We start from the raw sequence: 15,180 nt of genomic DNA on the forward strand, positions 1-15,180 counted from the left end.
CTCACATTCGCCCCGTCACGGCGATCCAGCGATGATCCGGACCTTCGAAGCCATGGCGGACGACCGATACCAGCACGGCATAGGTCATTGCCCCGCCTGCACCGAAAAAGCTCTGCACGCCACCGATGCGATAACCGGTCGGGCAGCCGCGGCTCAGCGGCACGTCCTTGTCGTCCTGCAGCACCTCGGTCTTGCCGCCATCACCGACGCGGACCAGCTTGAAGCCCTTGACCGGGCCGATACCGGGGCAGCGTTCGATCTCGCCGAGCGAAATCTCCTCAAGCTTGAACTCGAGTTGCGGATCGATGGGCGGGAACACCGGGCGCGGATTGACCGTCATCCTGTGTGGGTCAGCACTTGTCTCCGTTACCGCGTTGAAGCCGGCGAGACGGCCGCGATTGGCCGCAAGCTCCTCGTCCTTGATGATCTTGTCACCACGATTGCGGGCTTCCTCGCGCGCTGCATCAAGACCGACGCTCTCGTCCTCCATCTGCACGCGCACCGGTGTGTTGGGCAGGAACTTGTCCGATGTGGTGTCGATGTAGAAGCGGTGGGCATAGGCAAAACCCGAGCCGTCCTGGATGCCGTATTCCTCGAAGGCGAACACCTTGCCGTCGGCACTGAAGCCGAGCACGTTGAGTTCGGCGCTGTCGCCCGCCTGAGCTGCCGAGGAGACGGCGCACATGGCTGCGAGGCAAAGAAGCTTCATCACTTTCATCGCGGCGGCCCCTCTTTCCAGCTGAATCAATTTTTCAAACGATGGCGCCAACATACCGTCAACAAACGGCTTTGTTCAGTCTTTGCGCGCCGACCACACAGGCATGATGTCGCCTGATACGGCGGTCGCCGCATGCACGCCCCGTGCAATCGCGCGTGCCATTGTCGAGGCAGCAGCGGCGAAGAAGTCGACCACGTCAGCCTGCTCGACCTCGATGCCACTTGCGCCGGTTGCCAAAGCGAACACCAGGTCGCCGTCGAACGGCGTGTGCACAGGCCAGATGGCGCGGGTGAAGCCATCATGCGCCGAGATCGCCAGCCGCTTGGCGGCGGCCTTGGTCAGCACCGCATCGGTGGCGATGACGGCAATCGTCGTGTTGGCGACGGCGCTGTTTTCTTCCTCGTACTTCTTGAACACGCGCGAAGCGTCCGGGGGCATCGGCGAGGGGTAACCCAGCCCGCCGAACTCGCTGCCAAGCTCGAAAGGGGCCGCCCAGAAATGCCTGGAGCGCCCGACGGTCACCGAACCGGTGGCATTGACTGCCGCCAGCGCCCCTATCGTCACGCCGTTGGGCAGCACAGTCGATGCCGAACCCAGCCCACCCTTGAGGCCCGCCGTCAGCGCGCCGGTGCCGGCGCCGACAGTGCCGACCGCGAATTGGTGCGCCGCGGCCAATGCTGCTTCATAACCAAGCTCGCGGTAGGGCGGAAAGCGCCCCCAATCCTTGTCGCCGCCATTCAGCATGTCGAACAGGATCGCCGCCGGCACGATCGGGATCACCTGATCGCGTATCGCAAAGCCGATGCCCTTTTCGCGCATTGCCGCCTGCACGCCCGACGCCGCATCGAGGCCGAAGGCCGAGCCGCCCGACAGCGCGATTGCGTTGATGGTCTCGACTGTGTTGTGCGCTTCGAGCAGGTCGGTCTCGCGCGTTCCGGGCGCGCCGCCCAGCACCTGGACAGCCGCCGTCGCCGGACTGTCGCAGACAACCACCGTCACGCCCGACTTGATCTTTGCGTCCTGGGCATTGCCGACGCGTAGGCCGGCGACGTCGGTGATCAGGTTCAGCGGTCCGGCTCTTAACGTTGCTGGCAGCATCACTGGGTCTCTACAGGCAGGTAGTTGGTACCGTCGAAGCGGAACAGCCGAAACGGGTTTTCCGCGAGGTCGCCCTTGGCGTCGAAGCGAATCTTGCCGATGGCGGTATCGAAGGCCCGGCCAGTCAGCGCGTCGGCGACAGGCTTTCCGTTTGACGAAGCAAGCCGAGCCGCAGCACTGGCAATTTCGACTGCGGCATAACCAGGCAAGCCGTAGCCGTCGGTCACGGTCTTGGCGGCCTCGAATGTTGCGCGCACCTCGGGGCTCGCGAAAGCTGGCCATTCCGGCGGCGCGATCATCAGTGTGCCCTCTGCCGGGGGCACTGCGCGGTCGGCGCTGCGCAGCGTCTCGCCGCCGGCAAAGACGATATCGACGCCGAGCGAGGCGGCGTCGCGCCCCATCACGGCGATGTCTTCGCCGTCACCGCCGACGAACACATGCGTGGCGCCAGCTTTGCGCAGCCGGCCAATCAGCGCCACCTGGTTGTCGAGCTGCGGCCGGTAGGTGTCGAAGAACACCGGCTTCAGGCCGACCTGTTCGGCGCTGGCGCGAAAACTCTCGGCCAGTTCGCGGCCATAGATCGTGCCGTCGTCGACGATGGCAAACAGCTCGTCGTTCCAAAGCCGTGTCAGGATCGACGCAGCGGCGTTGCGCTCGCCATCGCCGCGCGGCCCGAGCCGAAACACCTGCCAGCCGGTCTTGTCGCGCAGATCGGTCAAACTGTCAGTGCGGACACCGACGGTGATGACGGGAATGTTGGCGTTCTTGAGCACGGGCAGGGCAGCCTCGGCAGCTTCGGTGCAGAGAAAGCCTGTCGCAACCGACACCTTGGCGTCGACGAAACTTTGCGCCGCCTTAGCGCCGCCTTCGGCCGTGCAGCGGTCGTCGGCGACGACCAGCGAGGCCTTCCCCTTCGCGGCTGCCAGCTGCGCACCGGCCTTCACCTGTTCGCCAAGGAGCGCTGACGGGCCCGACAACGGTGCCGCCACGCCGATCTTGACCGGCTCAGCATGGGCGGCAAGCGCCGTCAGCGACGCGGCAAGCAAGGTGGTGATGGCCGTTGCGGCTCGCATTCGCTCCGAAAAATCCTCAATACGCCTAAGTTTGCGCGGTTTACCTGACCTACTGCCTGGCCCGGCCAAGCGCAACGTGCTTGTGCCATGTCAGCTTGTGAGGCGGACGACGCGGCCATATATAGCTGGTATGTCTTGTTGCAGGAAAATCCGGTGTTGAAGAAGTTTGAAGTCGGGCCGCAGGCCTACCGGGATGCGATGAGCCATTTTGCCGGCGCGGTGCATCTGGTGACCACCGACGGCCCGGCGGGAAAACGTGGCGCCACCGTCATCGCCGCCTGCTCGGTGTCGGACGATCCGCCGATGGTGCTCGTCTGCGTCAACCGCGAGAACCCCAACAACGAACTTTTCGTCAAGAACGGCAACTTCGCGCTCAACACGCTGGCTGCGAAGCACGAGCCGCTGGCCGTGGCTTTTTCCGGTGTTACCGGCCTTGCGCCCGAACAGCGTTTCGCGCTTGGCGAGTGGGAGGTCCTGGCATCGGGCGCACCGGCTCTCATCGGCGCCGTCGCCGTGTTTGACTGCGAACTCGTCGACGCCAAGGAACTGGCCACCCATCGCGTCATGTTTGGCAAGGTGACAGGCCTTCGCATCGGCGATAACCTTCGCCCGCTGATCTATCACGGTCGCAGCTACCACGTGCTGTAGACCGCCTTTCCGGAAACGCCATGACCGACCGCACGCCTCGTCCCATCCCGCAAACGATCGACGAGACGCTGGAAATGCTGACCAGTGCGGACTACGTCGCCGACAGGGCGTTGGCGACGGTGCTGTTTTTGTCCCTGCGCATGAACCGGCCGCTGTTCCTCGAAGGCGAGGCCGGTGTCGGCAAGACAGAGATCGCCAAGGTGCTGGCCAGTGCGCTCGGCCGCCGGCTGATCCGGCTGCAATGCTATGAAGGCCTCGACGTTTCTTCCGCCGTCTACGAATGGAACTATGCGGCGCAGATGATCGAGATCCGCATGGAAGAGGCTGTCGGCAAGGTCGACCGCTCCGACATGGAAAAGAACGTCTTTTCCGAAAAATACCTGATCCGCCGCCCGGTTCTGGATGCGTTGACCGGCAAGACGGGTGCAGCACCGGTCTTCCTCATCGACGAACTCGACCGCACCGACGAAGCCTTCGAGGCGTTCCTGCTCGAAATCCTCTCCGATTATCAGGTCACGGTGCCCGAGCTCGGCACGATCAAGGCCGAAGAGCCGCCGATCGTCATCATCACCACCAACCGCACCCGCGAAATCCATGACGCGCTGAAGCGCCGCTGCCTTTATCACTGGGTCGACTATCCCAATGCCGAGCGCGAGCTGGAGATCGTCAGCCGCAAGGTGCCACAGGCCAACAAGCGGCTTTCGCAGGAGGTCGTCCGTTTTATCCAGAGGCTGCGCGAGGTCGAGCTGTTCAAGGTACCGGGCGTTGCCGAAACTATCGACTGGGCTTCCGCGCTGACCGAACTCGACAAGGTGGCACTCGATCCCGAGACGATTTCGGACACCATCGGCGTGCTGCTCAAATACCAGGATGACATCGCACGCATCGAACTGGGCGAGGGCCGCCGCATCCTCAACGAGGTGAAGGCGGAGCTGGCTGCGGCGGAGTAAAGATGGAAGCGCTCCGTTCCAGCTCTGCCCAACCCGAAGGCCGCATCGCCGACAACATCGTCTATTTCGCCCGCGCGCTGCGCAAGGCCGGCATGTGCGTCGGCCCCGCCTCGGTCATGGATGCCATCGAAGCCGTGCTGGCTTCGGGCATCGGCTCGCGCGATGATTTCTACTGGACGCTGCACGCCGTGCTGGTCAGCCGGCACGAGGATCACGCCACCTTCGACGAGGCGTTCCGGCTGTTCTGGAAGTCGCGCGAGCTGATCGAAAAGATGCTGGCGATGTTTTCGCCTGTCGCACCCGACAAGCGCGAGAAGCAGAAGCCGCGGGCTGCCGAAAACCGCGTCAGCCAGGCGATGTTCGAGGGCCACCAGAAGAGCCAGCCGCCGCGCGAAATCCCCGAGGTCGAGGTCGACGCCCGTTTCACCGTGTCTGGCAATGAGATGCTGCGCGGCAAGGACTTTGCGCAGATGACAGCCAGCGAAATATCGGACGCGCGCCGCGAGATCGCAGCGCTCAGGCTGCCGTTCGACACCGTGCGAACCCGCCGCTTCAAGCCCGATCCGCATGGCACCAAGGTCGATCCGCGCGCCATGATGCGCGCGGCTGCCCGTACCGGCGGCCAGCTGATCCTGCCCAAATTTCGCTCCGTCCGCGAAGTCCACCCGCCGCTGGTGGTGCTCGCCGACATTTCCGGTTCGATGAGCCAGTACACGCGCATCTTCCTGCATTTCTTGCATGCGCTGACCGAAAAGCGCAGGCGTGTGCACACCTTCGTCTTTGGCACTCGGCTGACCAACCTGACCCGGCAGATGCGCCATCGCGATCCAGATGCTGCCCTTGCCGACTGTTCCGCCGCGGTCAAGGACTGGTCTGGCGGCACCCGCATCGGCGATACGCTCGGTGAGTTCAACCGGCTGTGGTCGCGTCGTGTGCTGGGGCAGGGCGCCGTGGTCCTGCTCATTACGGACGGGCTTGAGCGCGATGATGTCGCCGGCCTTTCCGAAGAGATGGAGCGATTGAAAAAATCCTGCCGGCGGCTGATTTGGCTCAATCCGCTGCTGCGCTTCGACGGCTTCGAGGCCCGCGCCCGCGGTGTTCGCGCCATGCTGCCCTATGTCGACGAGTTCCGCCCAGTGCACAATCTCAACGCGCTTGGCGATCTCTGCGCCTCGCTCGGCGCGCCTGCATCGCGCCAAAGCGACCCCAGACTGTGGATGATCGACGGCCGGCGCCGGGCGGCGTAAGGTCGAGGAGGGAGGTTCCATGCCAAGCACGTTTCTCGACGACGCCCGCGACCCGCTGATCATCGCGGAAGGCTGGATGAAGGACGGCAAGGATGTCGCCATCGCCACCGTGGTCGAGACCTGGGGCTCGGCGCCGCGTCCCGTCGGCAGCCACCTCGTCATCGACGCAGGGGGCACCTTCCACGGCTCGGTCTCCGGCGGTTGCGTTGAAGGCGCGGTGATTTCCGAAGCCCTCGACGTCATCGGCAGCGGCAAGCCGAAGATGCTGGAGTTCGGCGTCGCCGACGAGACGGCATGGCAGGTCGGGTTGTCCTGTGGCGGCCGCATCCGGGTCTATGTCGAACGGCTTGGGTGAGGCGATGGATCCGTTTGCACTGAAGACCCTGAACGCAGAGCGCCGCGCCCGCCGTGCTGCAATCCTTGTCACCGATCTCGGCGATGGCCGCGACCGGGTTGTCAAGGAGGGCGATGCCGTTGCCGGCGATCTCGGCATCGCCATCACCAAGGCGTTCCGCACCGGCCTGTCGGGGGCAGTCGATGCCGAAGGACGCCAGTTTTTCCTCAATGTGCATTTGCCGCAGCCGCGGCTGGTGGTGATTGGTGCTGTGCATATCAGTCAGGCGCTAGCGCCGATGGCCAAGATTGCCGGCTTTCCGCTTGAAATCATCGACCCGCGCACGGCTTTCACCAGCGACGAGCGCTTCCCCGATGTCATTCACAAGGCCGAATGGCCCGAGGACGTGCTGAAGCATTGTCCGCTCGACCGTTATGCGGCGCTCGCAGCCATCACCCATGATCCCAAGATCGACGACTGGCCGCTCAAGTCCGCGCTCGATGCCGGGTGCTTTTATGTCGGCGCGCTCGGCAGCCGAAAAACTCATGCCAAAAGGGTGGAGCGCCTGCTGGCGATGGGTGCCACGCCCGAGCAGATCGAGCGTATCAATGCGCCGATCGGGCTCGACATCAGTGCAGCCAACCCGGCCGAGATTGCAGTTGCCATTCTCGGCCAGGTCATATCAGCGTTCCGTTCGCGCGGGCTTGGCGCAAGCGCAAGAGGCGAGGCGGCGTGAAATTTGGCGCGATCCCTGTCGCACAGGCCAAGGGTGCGGTGCTTGCGCATTCCACCAGCGCCGGCGACCATCGCTACCGCAAAGGCCATCGGCTCGGTGCCGAAGACATCGCCATCCTCGCTGCCTCGGGCCTAAGTGAGGTTGTCGTCGCCGTGCTAGAGCCGGACGACCTTGGCGAGGACGAGGCCGCTGAGGCGATCGCGGCAAGTATGCGGCACCGCCATGTCGAGGTGAAACCGGCAGCGACGGGCCGGGTCAATCTGCATGCGCGCGAGGCCGGTGTCTTCACCGTCGATGCCGGCCTGATCGATGCCATCAACGCCATCGACCCAGCGATCACAGTTGCCACGCTCGCCCAGCATGCGACCGTCGAGAAAGGCCAGATGGTCGCGACCGTCAAGATCATTCCCTTCGCGGTTGCCGGTCATCTGGTACAGCAGGCGTCCGGACTGTGTGCTTTCAGCGAAATTTTCGTCGTCAATGCGTTCGTGGCAAAACGCGTCGGCATGGTCCAGACCGTGCTGCCGAGCGTCAAGGCAAGCGTGCTCGACAAGACATCTCGCCTGACCGAGCACCGGTTGGCCCGCTCGGGCAGTCGGCTGACGGCCGAGCGGCGCACGCCTCACGAAGTGCCAGCCGTGGCCGAGGCCGCGAAGTCGCTCGCCCGCGACCACGACATGGTCGTGATCTTCGGCGCTTCGGCACTCAGCGATTTCGACGATGTCATTCCCGCAGCGATCCGTGCCGCCGGCGGCATCGTCGTCCGCTCCGGCATGCCTGTGGATCCGGGCAATCTTCTGGTGTTGGGCCATATCGGCAACACGGCGGTGATCGGGGCGCCGGGCTGCGCGCGCAGCCCCAAGGAGAACGGTTTCGACTGGGTGCTCGACCGGGTCATGGCAGGGCTCGAGGTGACGGGGGCAGACATTGCCGGCATGGGCGTTGGTGGCTTGCTGATGGAAATCCCGACACGGCCACAGCCGCGCGACCTGTCGGCCATTCCGTCCGTGCCGAAGGTCCATGCCGTGCTACTCGCCGCCGGGCGCTCGAGCCGCATGGGCGGGCCCAACAAGCTGCTGGCGCTGTTTGAGGGCAAGCCGCTGGTGCGCCGCGCCGCCGAGCGGGTACTTGCCTCGAAAGCCGAAAGCACTGTCGTCGTATCGGGACATCAGGCCAGCCGCATCCGCGAGGCGCTCGCCGGGCTCGACATCCCTCTCGCCCACAATGCCGATTTTGCTTCGGGCCTCGCCAGTTCGCTCAAGACTGGCGTTTCAGCACTTCCCGAAGATGCCGCCGGTGCGCTGATCGTTCTCGGCGATATGCCCGAGGTGCTGCCGGCTGATCTCGACCGGCTGATCGAGGCGTTCGAGCGGGCCGAAGGCCGCGCCGTCGTCCGCGCCAGCCATGACGGCAAGCGCGGCAACCCGGTGATCCTGCCCCGCTCGCTGTTTTCGGCCGTCGCCCATCTTGAAGGTGACACCGGTGCGAGGCATCTGATCGAGAGCGAAGGCGTCGACGTCATCGACATCGAACTCGGCGCGGGCGCTGCCATCGACGTCGACACGCCCGAGGCGCTGGAGACTGCCGGCGGGATGCTGCAAGACTGATACGGTTGACAAGCCGCCCATCGTCCAGCCAACCCTACGTCATGTCGCTCGATTCAATGTCTCATTCCTCCACGCCTCCCTCTGGCCTGCCGGAGATCTCCCCCTCAAGGGGGGACATCAGCGTTTGTCCGGCGGGTTCTCGCACTGCACCGATGCAGATCGGTCGAGGCGTGGATGAAGTCAGCACGTGGCAGCTTTGCAAAGCGGGCCTCCACTCGCTTGTCATTTCCCTTGCTGTCGTTGTCTCCGCTCCCGCCCATGCCCAAACCCTCGCGCCCTACAAGGACGATCTCTTCGCCTATCCTGGTATCCTCTCGTCCGAGGGCGAGACCTACCGCGTCGTCGACTACCAGGAGATGCGCGACATCGATGAGCGCGACCAGGTGCCGGAGCGCAGGGTGCAGGCCAAGTATGTCTCGACGGGCGTCCGCAAGGTCCAGCAGGACCTGGTGCTGAAAATCGACGCCGGTGACATCAGGCACGTCGCGGTCGGCAATGCTGAGGGCGCTTCGGTCATCGTGCTCTACCTCCATGGCCAGGGCGGCAGCCGCAAACAAGGCGTCGACGACTTCACCTTCGGCGGCAACTTCAACCGCATCAAGAACCTGATGGTCGCCAATGGCGGACTTTATCTGTCGCCCGACTTCTCCGACTTTGGTAACAAGGGCGTTTCAGAGGTGGCGGCCCTGATCGACCACTACGCCGTGCAGTCGCCTGCCGCGAAGATCGTCGTTGCCTGCGGCTCGATGGGCGGGGCGCTGTGCTGGGGGCTGGCACGTGACGCCAAGGCAGCGAAGAAGTTGGGCGGCCTGATGTTGCTCGGCTCGCTGTGGGACGACGGCTTCCTCAAGTCGCCGGCCTTCACAGCCAAGGTGCCTGTGTTTTTCGGCCAGGGCAGCAAGGACCCGGTCTTCCCGATCGACAAGCAGGAGGCGTTCTTCCGCGCGATCCTCGCCAAAAAGCCTGGCTACCCCGCGCGCTTCGTACGTTTCGAGACCGGCACCCACGGCACGCCGATCCGCATGACCGACTGGCGCGAGGCGCTCAACTGGATGCTGGCTGCCAAGTAGGCCTCATGGCCCCGAATTGTAGTCGAGCACAGTCTCCGGGTTGATCTCGCCGTCATAGGACGCGTCGACGTCGTACTTGACCAGCGCAAACGCGCCGTCGCGGAACAGCCAGGTGCCATCAGACGATGCATCGCCGACACCGCGCCATTTCGAGTGCGACAGGATCGTCATCGTCTTGTCGTCGAAGGACGAGTTGACCAGCGCGTTTTCGGAGCGGTAGCCGATGACGTTGACGCTTTCGAGCTTGCCGTCGGGATTGTCGCCCTCGTAGTGGATGTCGAGTTCGGGCGTGGCGAAATGCTGTTCGCTGAGGCCGTCGGCCTGGTTCCACAGATAATAGACGTGGGTCTCGTTGTAGGCGCCCATCTGGCAGAAGAAACGGAACAACCGGGCTTCGCTGGCCGGCGCGTCGGCGGCATCGCCCTTGTTGTGATACGAGATCTTGTAGCTCAGCGCTGCGTCGTCGCCCTCCTTGGCGGTATCGCATTGCACCTGATGGCTTTCGGCGAAGAGCTTCCTGGCCTGGTCGAACACCGCATCGGTTTCGGCAGGCGGCGCATCGCCGCATTGCTTGGGCAGCGCGTCGCCCAGATCGCCTTCGGCCGGCTTGAGCGCACCTTTTTCGAGCTGGATCGGGGTAAAGGGCGGCTCCTGGATGGAGCCGTTGACCTGCCGGGCGCTGTAGCAGCCGGCAAAGACCTTCTCGCTGCCGTCCTTGTCGATGGCGCGGATGGCGACGGGGATGTTGTAAAAGATCGAGCCTGCGGCACCTTCCGAGCTTACCGCGCCGGTTTCGACGTCGACGCGCTCGGTCTTGTCGTATCCCTTGGCGAATTCGGCAAAATCCTTGGCGGGCTTGGCCTCGCCGAAATAATCCCAGGCGCGGGCGTATTCCTTGCGGCTGACGGCATTGTAGAGCGAGCGCACGACAGCGGCCGCGTCGGATCGGTCATCGAGATAAGGCAGTTCGGCGGCCAGTGCTTGGAACGGCCACAGGGTGGTCAAGGCGACGGTGGCTGCGCCCCGTTTCGAAAAAGTCCTCATTGCGAATCTCCTGCCTGCCGCAATGATGCATCATCGATTGCGGCAGCGCAGTGACGCGCGGGACCATCATGCTTGGCGCGTCGACATTTCGCGGGCGATGCGGGGGAAGTCGGCCGGCTTGATGCCGATATCAGCGCGGTCAGCACTGTTCATCGCATTCAGCAAGGCAAGCGCCGCACGGTAGCGGACCTGTTCCTTGGGGCGAGGGCGGGCGAACAATTCAGTATAGAAACCCATCACTCAGGCTCCAGTTGGTCCTCCCATGGTGAGATATAGGTGATTCCATCCGAATTGTGCAGTGCAGCATAAGCATGGCTGCCATGCAGGCTGCAGAAATCTTTCGCGAGGGACGTAACGAGCTTGCCCTTGGTCACGTACCTCAAATACCGGCATTGCTGGCTTTCCTCGCCGCAAGGCGATTTCGGGCCGCATATTACCCCCATGCGGCCCGATTTTTTTTCGACAACTTTTTTGAAGATGCCATCGAAGCTTCGAAACGATTTTTAACCGAGCCTGATTATGGTTCCGGCGAATATTGCCGTATCATGCGGTTTCGTGCGGAGGGCCTTGAATGGGCACCGAGATCAATCGCGACTTTGCTTCGTTGCTCGACGACCTTTTTGTCGCTTCGGAGCCTGGTGAGATCGCGCCCGCGCCGACCATCCCGTTCGACTATCTCGCCGTCGCCGAGGAGCTGCATTCCGGCCGCATCCGCGTTTCGGGCGAAACCGCCGCCGCCGGCTATCGCGAGGTGGGCGAGGCGCTCGAGGACGAATTCGTGTCCCTGCTCGACATGGTCAGGGCCAAGGCCGTGGCCGACGCCGTCGAGGCGGCTACGGGGCCTGCTGAACCCGAGGCGCCCGAACCGCCGTCGATAGATCCCGAGGCGATTGCCGCCGAACTCGGTCTTGGCGAGGCCAAGCCCGCCGATCTCGCCAAGTTGCGCCGCATCTTTGCGCTCGCCAACCATCCCGACCGCGTGGCGCCGCATCTGCGCCAGCGCGCCATGGTCCGCATGCAGCTCGCCAACATGATGATCGACGACGCCAAGCGTCGCGCCGCCAAGAAAAAGAGCTGATCCCGCCCCAGTCTTGATCCCGGTCCGGCCGCTGCCCCGCTTGGCCGATGCAGCAAGACGTCCTATCTACGGGACGCTGCATCGCACTGCCGGGAGGTCCCATGCTCAGAGTCCAGAAGATACCGCTCGACGACATCTATGTGCCGACGGCGCGCAAGAAGACGCTGCATCCCGAAACCGTGCGCCACCTGGCCGAAGACATCGTCGAGAACGGCATGAAGACGCCGATCCAGGTGCGCCACGACGGCAAGCGCTACGTGCTGGTCGAAGGCCTGCACCGGCTCGAGGCGGCGCGTTGGCTGGGCGAGACCGACATCGATTCCTATCTCGTGCAGGCGCGAAAGCACTAGCTGGATTTTTTCTGACGCGGCTGTCGGATCGAGCGCGGCTGGCTCGTCCTAGGTCCGAAAGCTGAATTCAACGAGGAGACTGGCAATGACTTCTTCCAACGACCGCGAACTGGTTCTGACCCGCATCGTCGATGCGCCGCGCGAAAAACTCTATCGTTGCTGGACCGACGCCGAATTGCTGCCGAAATGGTTCGCGCCACTGCCCTGGACGACGGCCAGCGCCAAGCTCGACGTGCGCGCCGGCGGCGCCAGTGCCATCACCATGCGCAGCCCCGAGGGCGTCGATTACCCGAGCTCGGGCGTCTATCTCGAAGTCGTGCCGAACGAGAAGCTGGTGTTCACCGACGCCTTCACCGAAGCCTGGACGCCGTCCGAAAAGCCGTTCATGGCGGCGACGGTGACCTTCGAGGACATCGGCGGCGGCAAGACCAGATACACCGCAGTTGCCCGGCACTGGTCGGTCGAGGACCGCGAAGCGCATGAAAAGATGGGCTTTCATGAAGGCTGGGGCAAATGCGCCGACCAGATGGAAGCACTGGCAAAGACGCTCTGAAGCAGAACGCTGTGAACACAAAGGCCAGGCCGGGTTACCGTGCCCTGGCCTTTGTGCTTTGGGAGCGCCTTTCTTCCTTGTCTCCTTGTGGCAGCAGGTGCCCAGAAGGGGCGAATAAGGAGTGCTGGACGGAGCGCTGCGCTTCAAGACGTATCGCCAGATAGTACTTACGAAGCAGCAGAAGGGAACCGTTTGCGGGGCTCCAGAAAGGGCGCCGCAGCGACGCGACCATTCTCTCCTTGTGCGGGATATGGCCGGCACGCCAGAGGGGGTGCGAAGGAACGAGACGGGCATAGTTGCTACGCCAAGTGAACGTCCAGAGTTGGCGGAACCGCACGTGTCCCTCGCATGAATCTCTCCCACCCGTGGAAAAATTCTCCCACAGTGTCGGCATGCGGTCATATCGTTCGTCCTAGAGGCAAGAGCCATGAGGCTTGGACAAAGAGGACGAGGACATGAACAAGCGCAGTTTCATCACCATGCTGGCGGCGGCGGCATTTGCAGTTGTGACCGGAGGAGCGGCGATGGCCGAGACGACCAAGACCACGGAAGTCGGCGTCAAGGCTGGCCATGCCGAGATCAACGGCGTGAACTATTATTACGAGATACGCGGCGAAGGCGAGCCGTTGCTGCTGCTGCATGGCGGCCTGGGCTCGATCGACATGTTCGGCCCGGTGCTGCCGGCGCTGTCGAAGAACCGGCAGGTCATTGCGGTGGACCTTTACGGACATGGCCGCACTGCGTTGACCGAGCGCAAGATGAGCATGATCGACATGGGCGACGACATGGCAGGGCTGGTCAAGAAGCTCGGCTACGACAAGGTCGACGCGCTCGGCTATTCCTTCGGCTCGGGCGTCGCTTTCCGCCTTGCTGTGCAGCATCCCTCGACGGTGCGCCGGCTGACACTGGTTTCCGCCGCCTATGCCCAGGATGGCTTCTACCCCGAAATGCTGCCGATGCAGGCGCAGGTCGGCGCCGGCATGGCCGAGATGATGAAGCAGACGCCGATGTACCAGGCCTATGCGGCGGTGGCTCCGAAGGTCGAGGATTTTCCGAAACTGCTCGACCAGATGGGCGAGTTCATGCGCCAGCCCTATGACTGGGCCGAGGACGTCAAGACGCTGAAGATGCCGGTCATGCTGGTCTATGGCGACAGCGACATGTACCGGCCCGAGCATATCGTGAAATTCTACCAGTTGCTCGGCGGCGGGCTGAAGGATGCCGGCTGGATGCGCGAGAACATGTCGCAGAACCGACTGGCGATCATCCCGAACCGCACCCACTATGACGTGTTCTTCGCACCGGAACTGGCAACGACCGTGCTGCCGTTCCTCAATGGCGAGACCAAGGTCAAGACCTGGGACGAGCAGGTCAAGGAATCGCAGTAACTCCATGACCGGGCGCCTCCGGAAATCGGCGGCGCCCGGCCAATTTCCTTGCCGGACCACGGCTTCGAATGGTATCGTCCACCCACGCTGAGAATGCCCCTTGCAGGGTGTCTGAGATGCGGCCAGCAACTGATCGAAAATGAGCTGGCGATGATGCGGCCAATTTTGCCGCGCGGCAGTTGATGCCGCCTTCTACATGCAGGCCGTAGTGACGCGATGATGCCACGAAAGGGAGTGGTCATGGCTATCTCATTGACGATGCAGGAATATCTCGAAGACAACCACATTCGCTACGACGCCGCCAAGCATTCCCGCACTGGCTGCTCGATGATGACGGCGCAAGCCAGCCACGTGCCCGGCAGCGCACTCGCCAAGGGCGTGGTGCTGAAATGGGACGACGGCTATGTGCTGGCCGTGCTGCCGGCGACGCGCCATGTCGATCTTGCCCGGATGCGCGAGATCATCGGCGACAAGGTGCGGCTGGCGACCGAAGAAGAGGCAAGTTCGCTGTTTCCCGATTGCGACGAAGGCGCGGTGCCGATCCTGGGGGTGCCCTACAGGGTGGCCTGCGTGGTCGATGAGCAGCTGCGCCGCGGCAGCGACGTCTATTTCGAAGGCGGCGATCACCGCACGCTGGTGCATGTCAGCGGCGACGAGTTTTCGCGGCTGATGTATGGCATGCCGCAGGCCCGCATCAGCTGGTGATGGCACAAGGACGGGCGTGAGAGGACGCGCGCGTTTGACGCAAGTCATTGAATGATGAGGCCTGTTGCCGCTTGGGCCGTTGAGCCAGCGGCGGACCGGGCGGCCGGGAAGGGCCGTTCAATCGGGTGCGACAGGTTTTTTCGCCGTTCGGGAAAATACCCGCTTCGTGTCACCGATCCGCCATTAGGCGGTCATGGTTCGGGGCTATGTTGAGCAATGTCGAAATGGTCACGGATGGAGGCGACTATGGACGACCAGCATGAATTGACACTGGAAGACCTGCTGCAGGATCCGATCATCCTGAAGGTAATGGAACGCGACGGCTATTGCCCCGAAGACATCCGTCTTCTGGCACATCACGCGACCTCGGGCGCACAGGTCTGGGAAAGCGTATCCTCGCGGGCCAGTGCTCGCCGGCAGAACCGTCTGCTTCTCCGCACAGCCACCGCGTCGTGCACGTCGCTCTGCGCGTGAAGCCGCAACCGGCGATGTGACTGCCGCCGCAGGCAGTCACCCACCTTTCACCCTCGACAATCGATAGTACTGCACCTTATGCCTGATACCGATATCAGCGGTATTTG

18 protein-coding genes are annotated in these 15,180 nt (G+C 63.5%); 13 read left to right on the forward strand and 5 right to left on the reverse strand.

Going from position 1 to position 15,180, the window contains the following annotated elements:
* Position 1 precedes the first annotated feature (1 nt).
* The 3 genes from IHE39_RS04960 to IHE39_RS04970 form a co-directional block, all read right to left on the reverse strand.
* Positions 2–718: a DUF2259 domain-containing protein gene (locus IHE39_RS04960; RefSeq protein WP_184768977.1), complete on the reverse strand. Its 717-nt coding sequence runs from the start codon at positions 716–718 to the stop codon at positions 2–4.
* A 75-nt stretch (positions 719–793) separates the two neighbouring features.
* Entirely contained in the window at positions 794–1,816 is a 1,023-nt protein-coding gene (locus IHE39_RS04965) for a P1 family peptidase (RefSeq protein WP_192565694.1), read from the reverse strand.
* The gene (locus IHE39_RS04970) at positions 1,816–2,889 is read right to left on the reverse strand and encodes a branched-chain amino acid ABC transporter substrate-binding protein (protein WP_192565695.1); all 1,074 of its coding nucleotides are present in this window, start codon (positions 2,887–2,889) and stop codon (positions 1,816–1,818) included. The genes IHE39_RS04965 and IHE39_RS04970 overlap by 1 nt, the downstream gene beginning before the upstream one ends.
* A 153-nt stretch (positions 2,890–3,042) precedes the next feature.
* Here IHE39_RS04970 and IHE39_RS04975 point away from each other — a divergent pair, with 153 nt between their 5' ends.
* From IHE39_RS04975 to IHE39_RS05005, 7 genes are all read left to right on the forward strand, one after another.
* Entirely contained in the window at positions 3,043–3,537 is a 495-nt protein-coding gene (locus IHE39_RS04975) for a flavin reductase family protein (RefSeq protein WP_184768980.1), read from the forward strand.
* A gap of 20 nt (positions 3,538–3,557) precedes the next feature.
* Positions 3,558–4,487, forward strand: a complete 930-nt coding sequence (locus IHE39_RS04980) for an AAA family ATPase (protein ID WP_184768981.1) — start codon at positions 3,558–3,560, stop codon at positions 4,485–4,487.
* A gap of 2 nt (positions 4,488–4,489) precedes the next feature.
* A complete protein-coding gene (locus tag IHE39_RS04985) occupies positions 4,490–5,734 on the forward strand; it encodes a vWA domain-containing protein (protein WP_192565696.1) in 1,245 nt (414 codons plus the stop codon).
* A gap of 19 nt (positions 5,735–5,753) precedes the next feature.
* Positions 5,754–6,089, forward strand: a complete 336-nt coding sequence (locus IHE39_RS04990) for an XdhC family protein (protein WP_184768983.1) — start codon at positions 5,754–5,756, stop codon at positions 6,087–6,089.
* Between the two features lie 4 nt (positions 6,090–6,093).
* Positions 6,094–6,804, forward strand: coding sequence for an XdhC family protein (locus IHE39_RS04995; RefSeq protein ID WP_184768984.1), 711 nt, complete (start codon positions 6,094–6,096; stop codon positions 6,802–6,804).
* On the forward strand, positions 6,801–8,411 hold the full coding sequence (locus tag IHE39_RS05000) for an NTP transferase domain-containing protein (RefSeq protein ID WP_192565697.1): 1,611 nt from the start codon (positions 6,801–6,803) through the stop codon (positions 8,409–8,411). Before IHE39_RS04995 ends, IHE39_RS05000 begins: the two co-directional genes overlap by 4 nt.
* A 224-nt stretch (positions 8,412–8,635) precedes the next feature.
* Positions 8,636–9,481 (forward strand): alpha/beta hydrolase family protein, encoded by an 846-nt coding sequence (locus IHE39_RS05005; protein WP_184769199.1) that lies wholly within the window; start codon positions 8,636–8,638, stop codon positions 9,479–9,481.
* Between the two features lie 3 nt (positions 9,482–9,484).
* Here the strand turns inward: IHE39_RS05005 and IHE39_RS05010 are convergent, their stop codons facing one another.
* Both IHE39_RS05010 and IHE39_RS05015 read right to left on the reverse strand, forming a co-directional pair.
* A complete protein-coding gene (locus IHE39_RS05010) occupies positions 9,485–10,525 on the reverse strand; it encodes a DUF1176 domain-containing protein (RefSeq protein WP_192565698.1) in 1,041 nt (346 codons plus the stop codon).
* A 66-nt stretch (positions 10,526–10,591) separates the two neighbouring features.
* On the reverse strand, positions 10,592–10,762 hold the full coding sequence (locus tag IHE39_RS05015) for a hypothetical protein (protein ID WP_154383983.1): 171 nt from the start codon (positions 10,760–10,762) through the stop codon (positions 10,592–10,594).
* A 334-nt stretch (positions 10,763–11,096) separates the two neighbouring features.
* Here IHE39_RS05015 and IHE39_RS05020 point away from each other — a divergent pair, with 334 nt between their 5' ends.
* The 6 genes from IHE39_RS05020 to IHE39_RS05045 all read left to right on the forward strand — a co-directional run bounded on the left by IHE39_RS05020 (position 11,097) and on the right by IHE39_RS05045 (position 15,073).
* Positions 11,097–11,603, forward strand: a complete 507-nt coding sequence (locus IHE39_RS05020) for a hypothetical protein (RefSeq protein ID WP_184768987.1) — start codon at positions 11,097–11,099, stop codon at positions 11,601–11,603.
* Between the two features lie 101 nt (positions 11,604–11,704).
* Positions 11,705–11,953, forward strand: a complete 249-nt coding sequence (locus IHE39_RS05025) for a ParB N-terminal domain-containing protein (protein WP_184768988.1) — start codon at positions 11,705–11,707, stop codon at positions 11,951–11,953.
* Positions 11,954–12,038: 85 nt separating this feature from the next.
* A complete protein-coding gene (locus IHE39_RS05030) occupies positions 12,039–12,506 on the forward strand; it encodes an SRPBCC family protein (protein ID WP_184768989.1) in 468 nt (155 codons plus the stop codon).
* Positions 12,507–12,961: 455 nt separating this feature from the next.
* Positions 12,962–13,894: an alpha/beta fold hydrolase gene (locus IHE39_RS05035; RefSeq protein ID WP_184768990.1), complete on the forward strand. Its 933-nt coding sequence runs from the start codon at positions 12,962–12,964 to the stop codon at positions 13,892–13,894.
* 240 nt (positions 13,895–14,134) lie between these two features.
* Positions 14,135–14,599, forward strand: coding sequence for an aminoacyl-tRNA deacylase (locus IHE39_RS05040; protein ID WP_184768991.1), 465 nt, complete (start codon positions 14,135–14,137; stop codon positions 14,597–14,599).
* Between the two features lie 246 nt (positions 14,600–14,845).
* A complete protein-coding gene (locus tag IHE39_RS05045) occupies positions 14,846–15,073 on the forward strand; it encodes a hypothetical protein (RefSeq protein WP_192565699.1) in 228 nt (75 codons plus the stop codon).
* The last annotated feature ends 107 nt before the right edge of the window (positions 15,074–15,180 follow it).

The sequence above is a fragment of the Aminobacter carboxidus genome (assembly GCF_014863355.1).
GTDB classification, from domain to species: Bacteria; Pseudomonadota; Alphaproteobacteria; order Rhizobiales; family Rhizobiaceae; genus Aminobacter; species Aminobacter carboxidus.

What these genes read in the sequence shown, in the direction of transcription:
- IHE39_RS04960 (WP_184768977.1), bottom strand. Translation starts at nt 718, where the DNA reads ATGAAAGTGATGAAGCTTCTTTGCCTCGCAGCCATGTGCGCCGTCTCC.
- IHE39_RS04965 (WP_192565694.1), bottom strand. Translation starts at nt 1,816, where the DNA reads ATGCTGCCAGCAACGTTAAGAGCCGGACCGCTGAACCTGATCACCGAC.
- IHE39_RS04970 (WP_192565695.1), bottom strand. Translation starts at nt 2,889, where the DNA reads ATGCGAGCCGCAACGGCCATCACCACCTTGCTTGCCGCGTCGCTGACG.
- IHE39_RS04980 (WP_184768981.1), top strand. Translation starts at nt 3,558, where the DNA reads ATGACCGACCGCACGCCTCGTCCCATCCCGCAAACGATCGACGAGACG.
- IHE39_RS04985 (WP_192565696.1), top strand. Translation starts at nt 4,490, where the DNA reads ATGGAAGCGCTCCGTTCCAGCTCTGCCCAACCCGAAGGCCGCATCGCC.
- IHE39_RS04990 (WP_184768983.1), top strand. Translation starts at nt 5,754, where the DNA reads ATGCCAAGCACGTTTCTCGACGACGCCCGCGACCCGCTGATCATCGCG.
- IHE39_RS04995 (WP_184768984.1), top strand. Translation starts at nt 6,094, where the DNA reads ATGGATCCGTTTGCACTGAAGACCCTGAACGCAGAGCGCCGCGCCCGC.
- IHE39_RS05010 (WP_192565698.1), bottom strand. Translation starts at nt 10,525, where the DNA reads ATGAGGACTTTTTCGAAACGGGGCGCAGCCACCGTCGCCTTGACCACC.
- IHE39_RS05015 (WP_154383983.1), bottom strand. Translation starts at nt 10,762, where the DNA reads ATGGGTTTCTATACTGAATTGTTCGCCCGCCCTCGCCCCAAGGAACAG.
- IHE39_RS05020 (WP_184768987.1), top strand. Translation starts at nt 11,097, where the DNA reads ATGGGCACCGAGATCAATCGCGACTTTGCTTCGTTGCTCGACGACCTT.
- IHE39_RS05025 (WP_184768988.1), top strand. Translation starts at nt 11,705, where the DNA reads ATGCTCAGAGTCCAGAAGATACCGCTCGACGACATCTATGTGCCGACG.
- IHE39_RS05030 (WP_184768989.1), top strand. Translation starts at nt 12,039, where the DNA reads ATGACTTCTTCCAACGACCGCGAACTGGTTCTGACCCGCATCGTCGAT.
- IHE39_RS05035 (WP_184768990.1), top strand. Translation starts at nt 12,962, where the DNA reads ATGAACAAGCGCAGTTTCATCACCATGCTGGCGGCGGCGGCATTTGCA.
- IHE39_RS05040 (WP_184768991.1), top strand. Translation starts at nt 14,135, where the DNA reads ATGGCTATCTCATTGACGATGCAGGAATATCTCGAAGACAACCACATT.
- IHE39_RS05045 (WP_192565699.1), top strand. Translation starts at nt 14,846, where the DNA reads ATGGACGACCAGCATGAATTGACACTGGAAGACCTGCTGCAGGATCCG.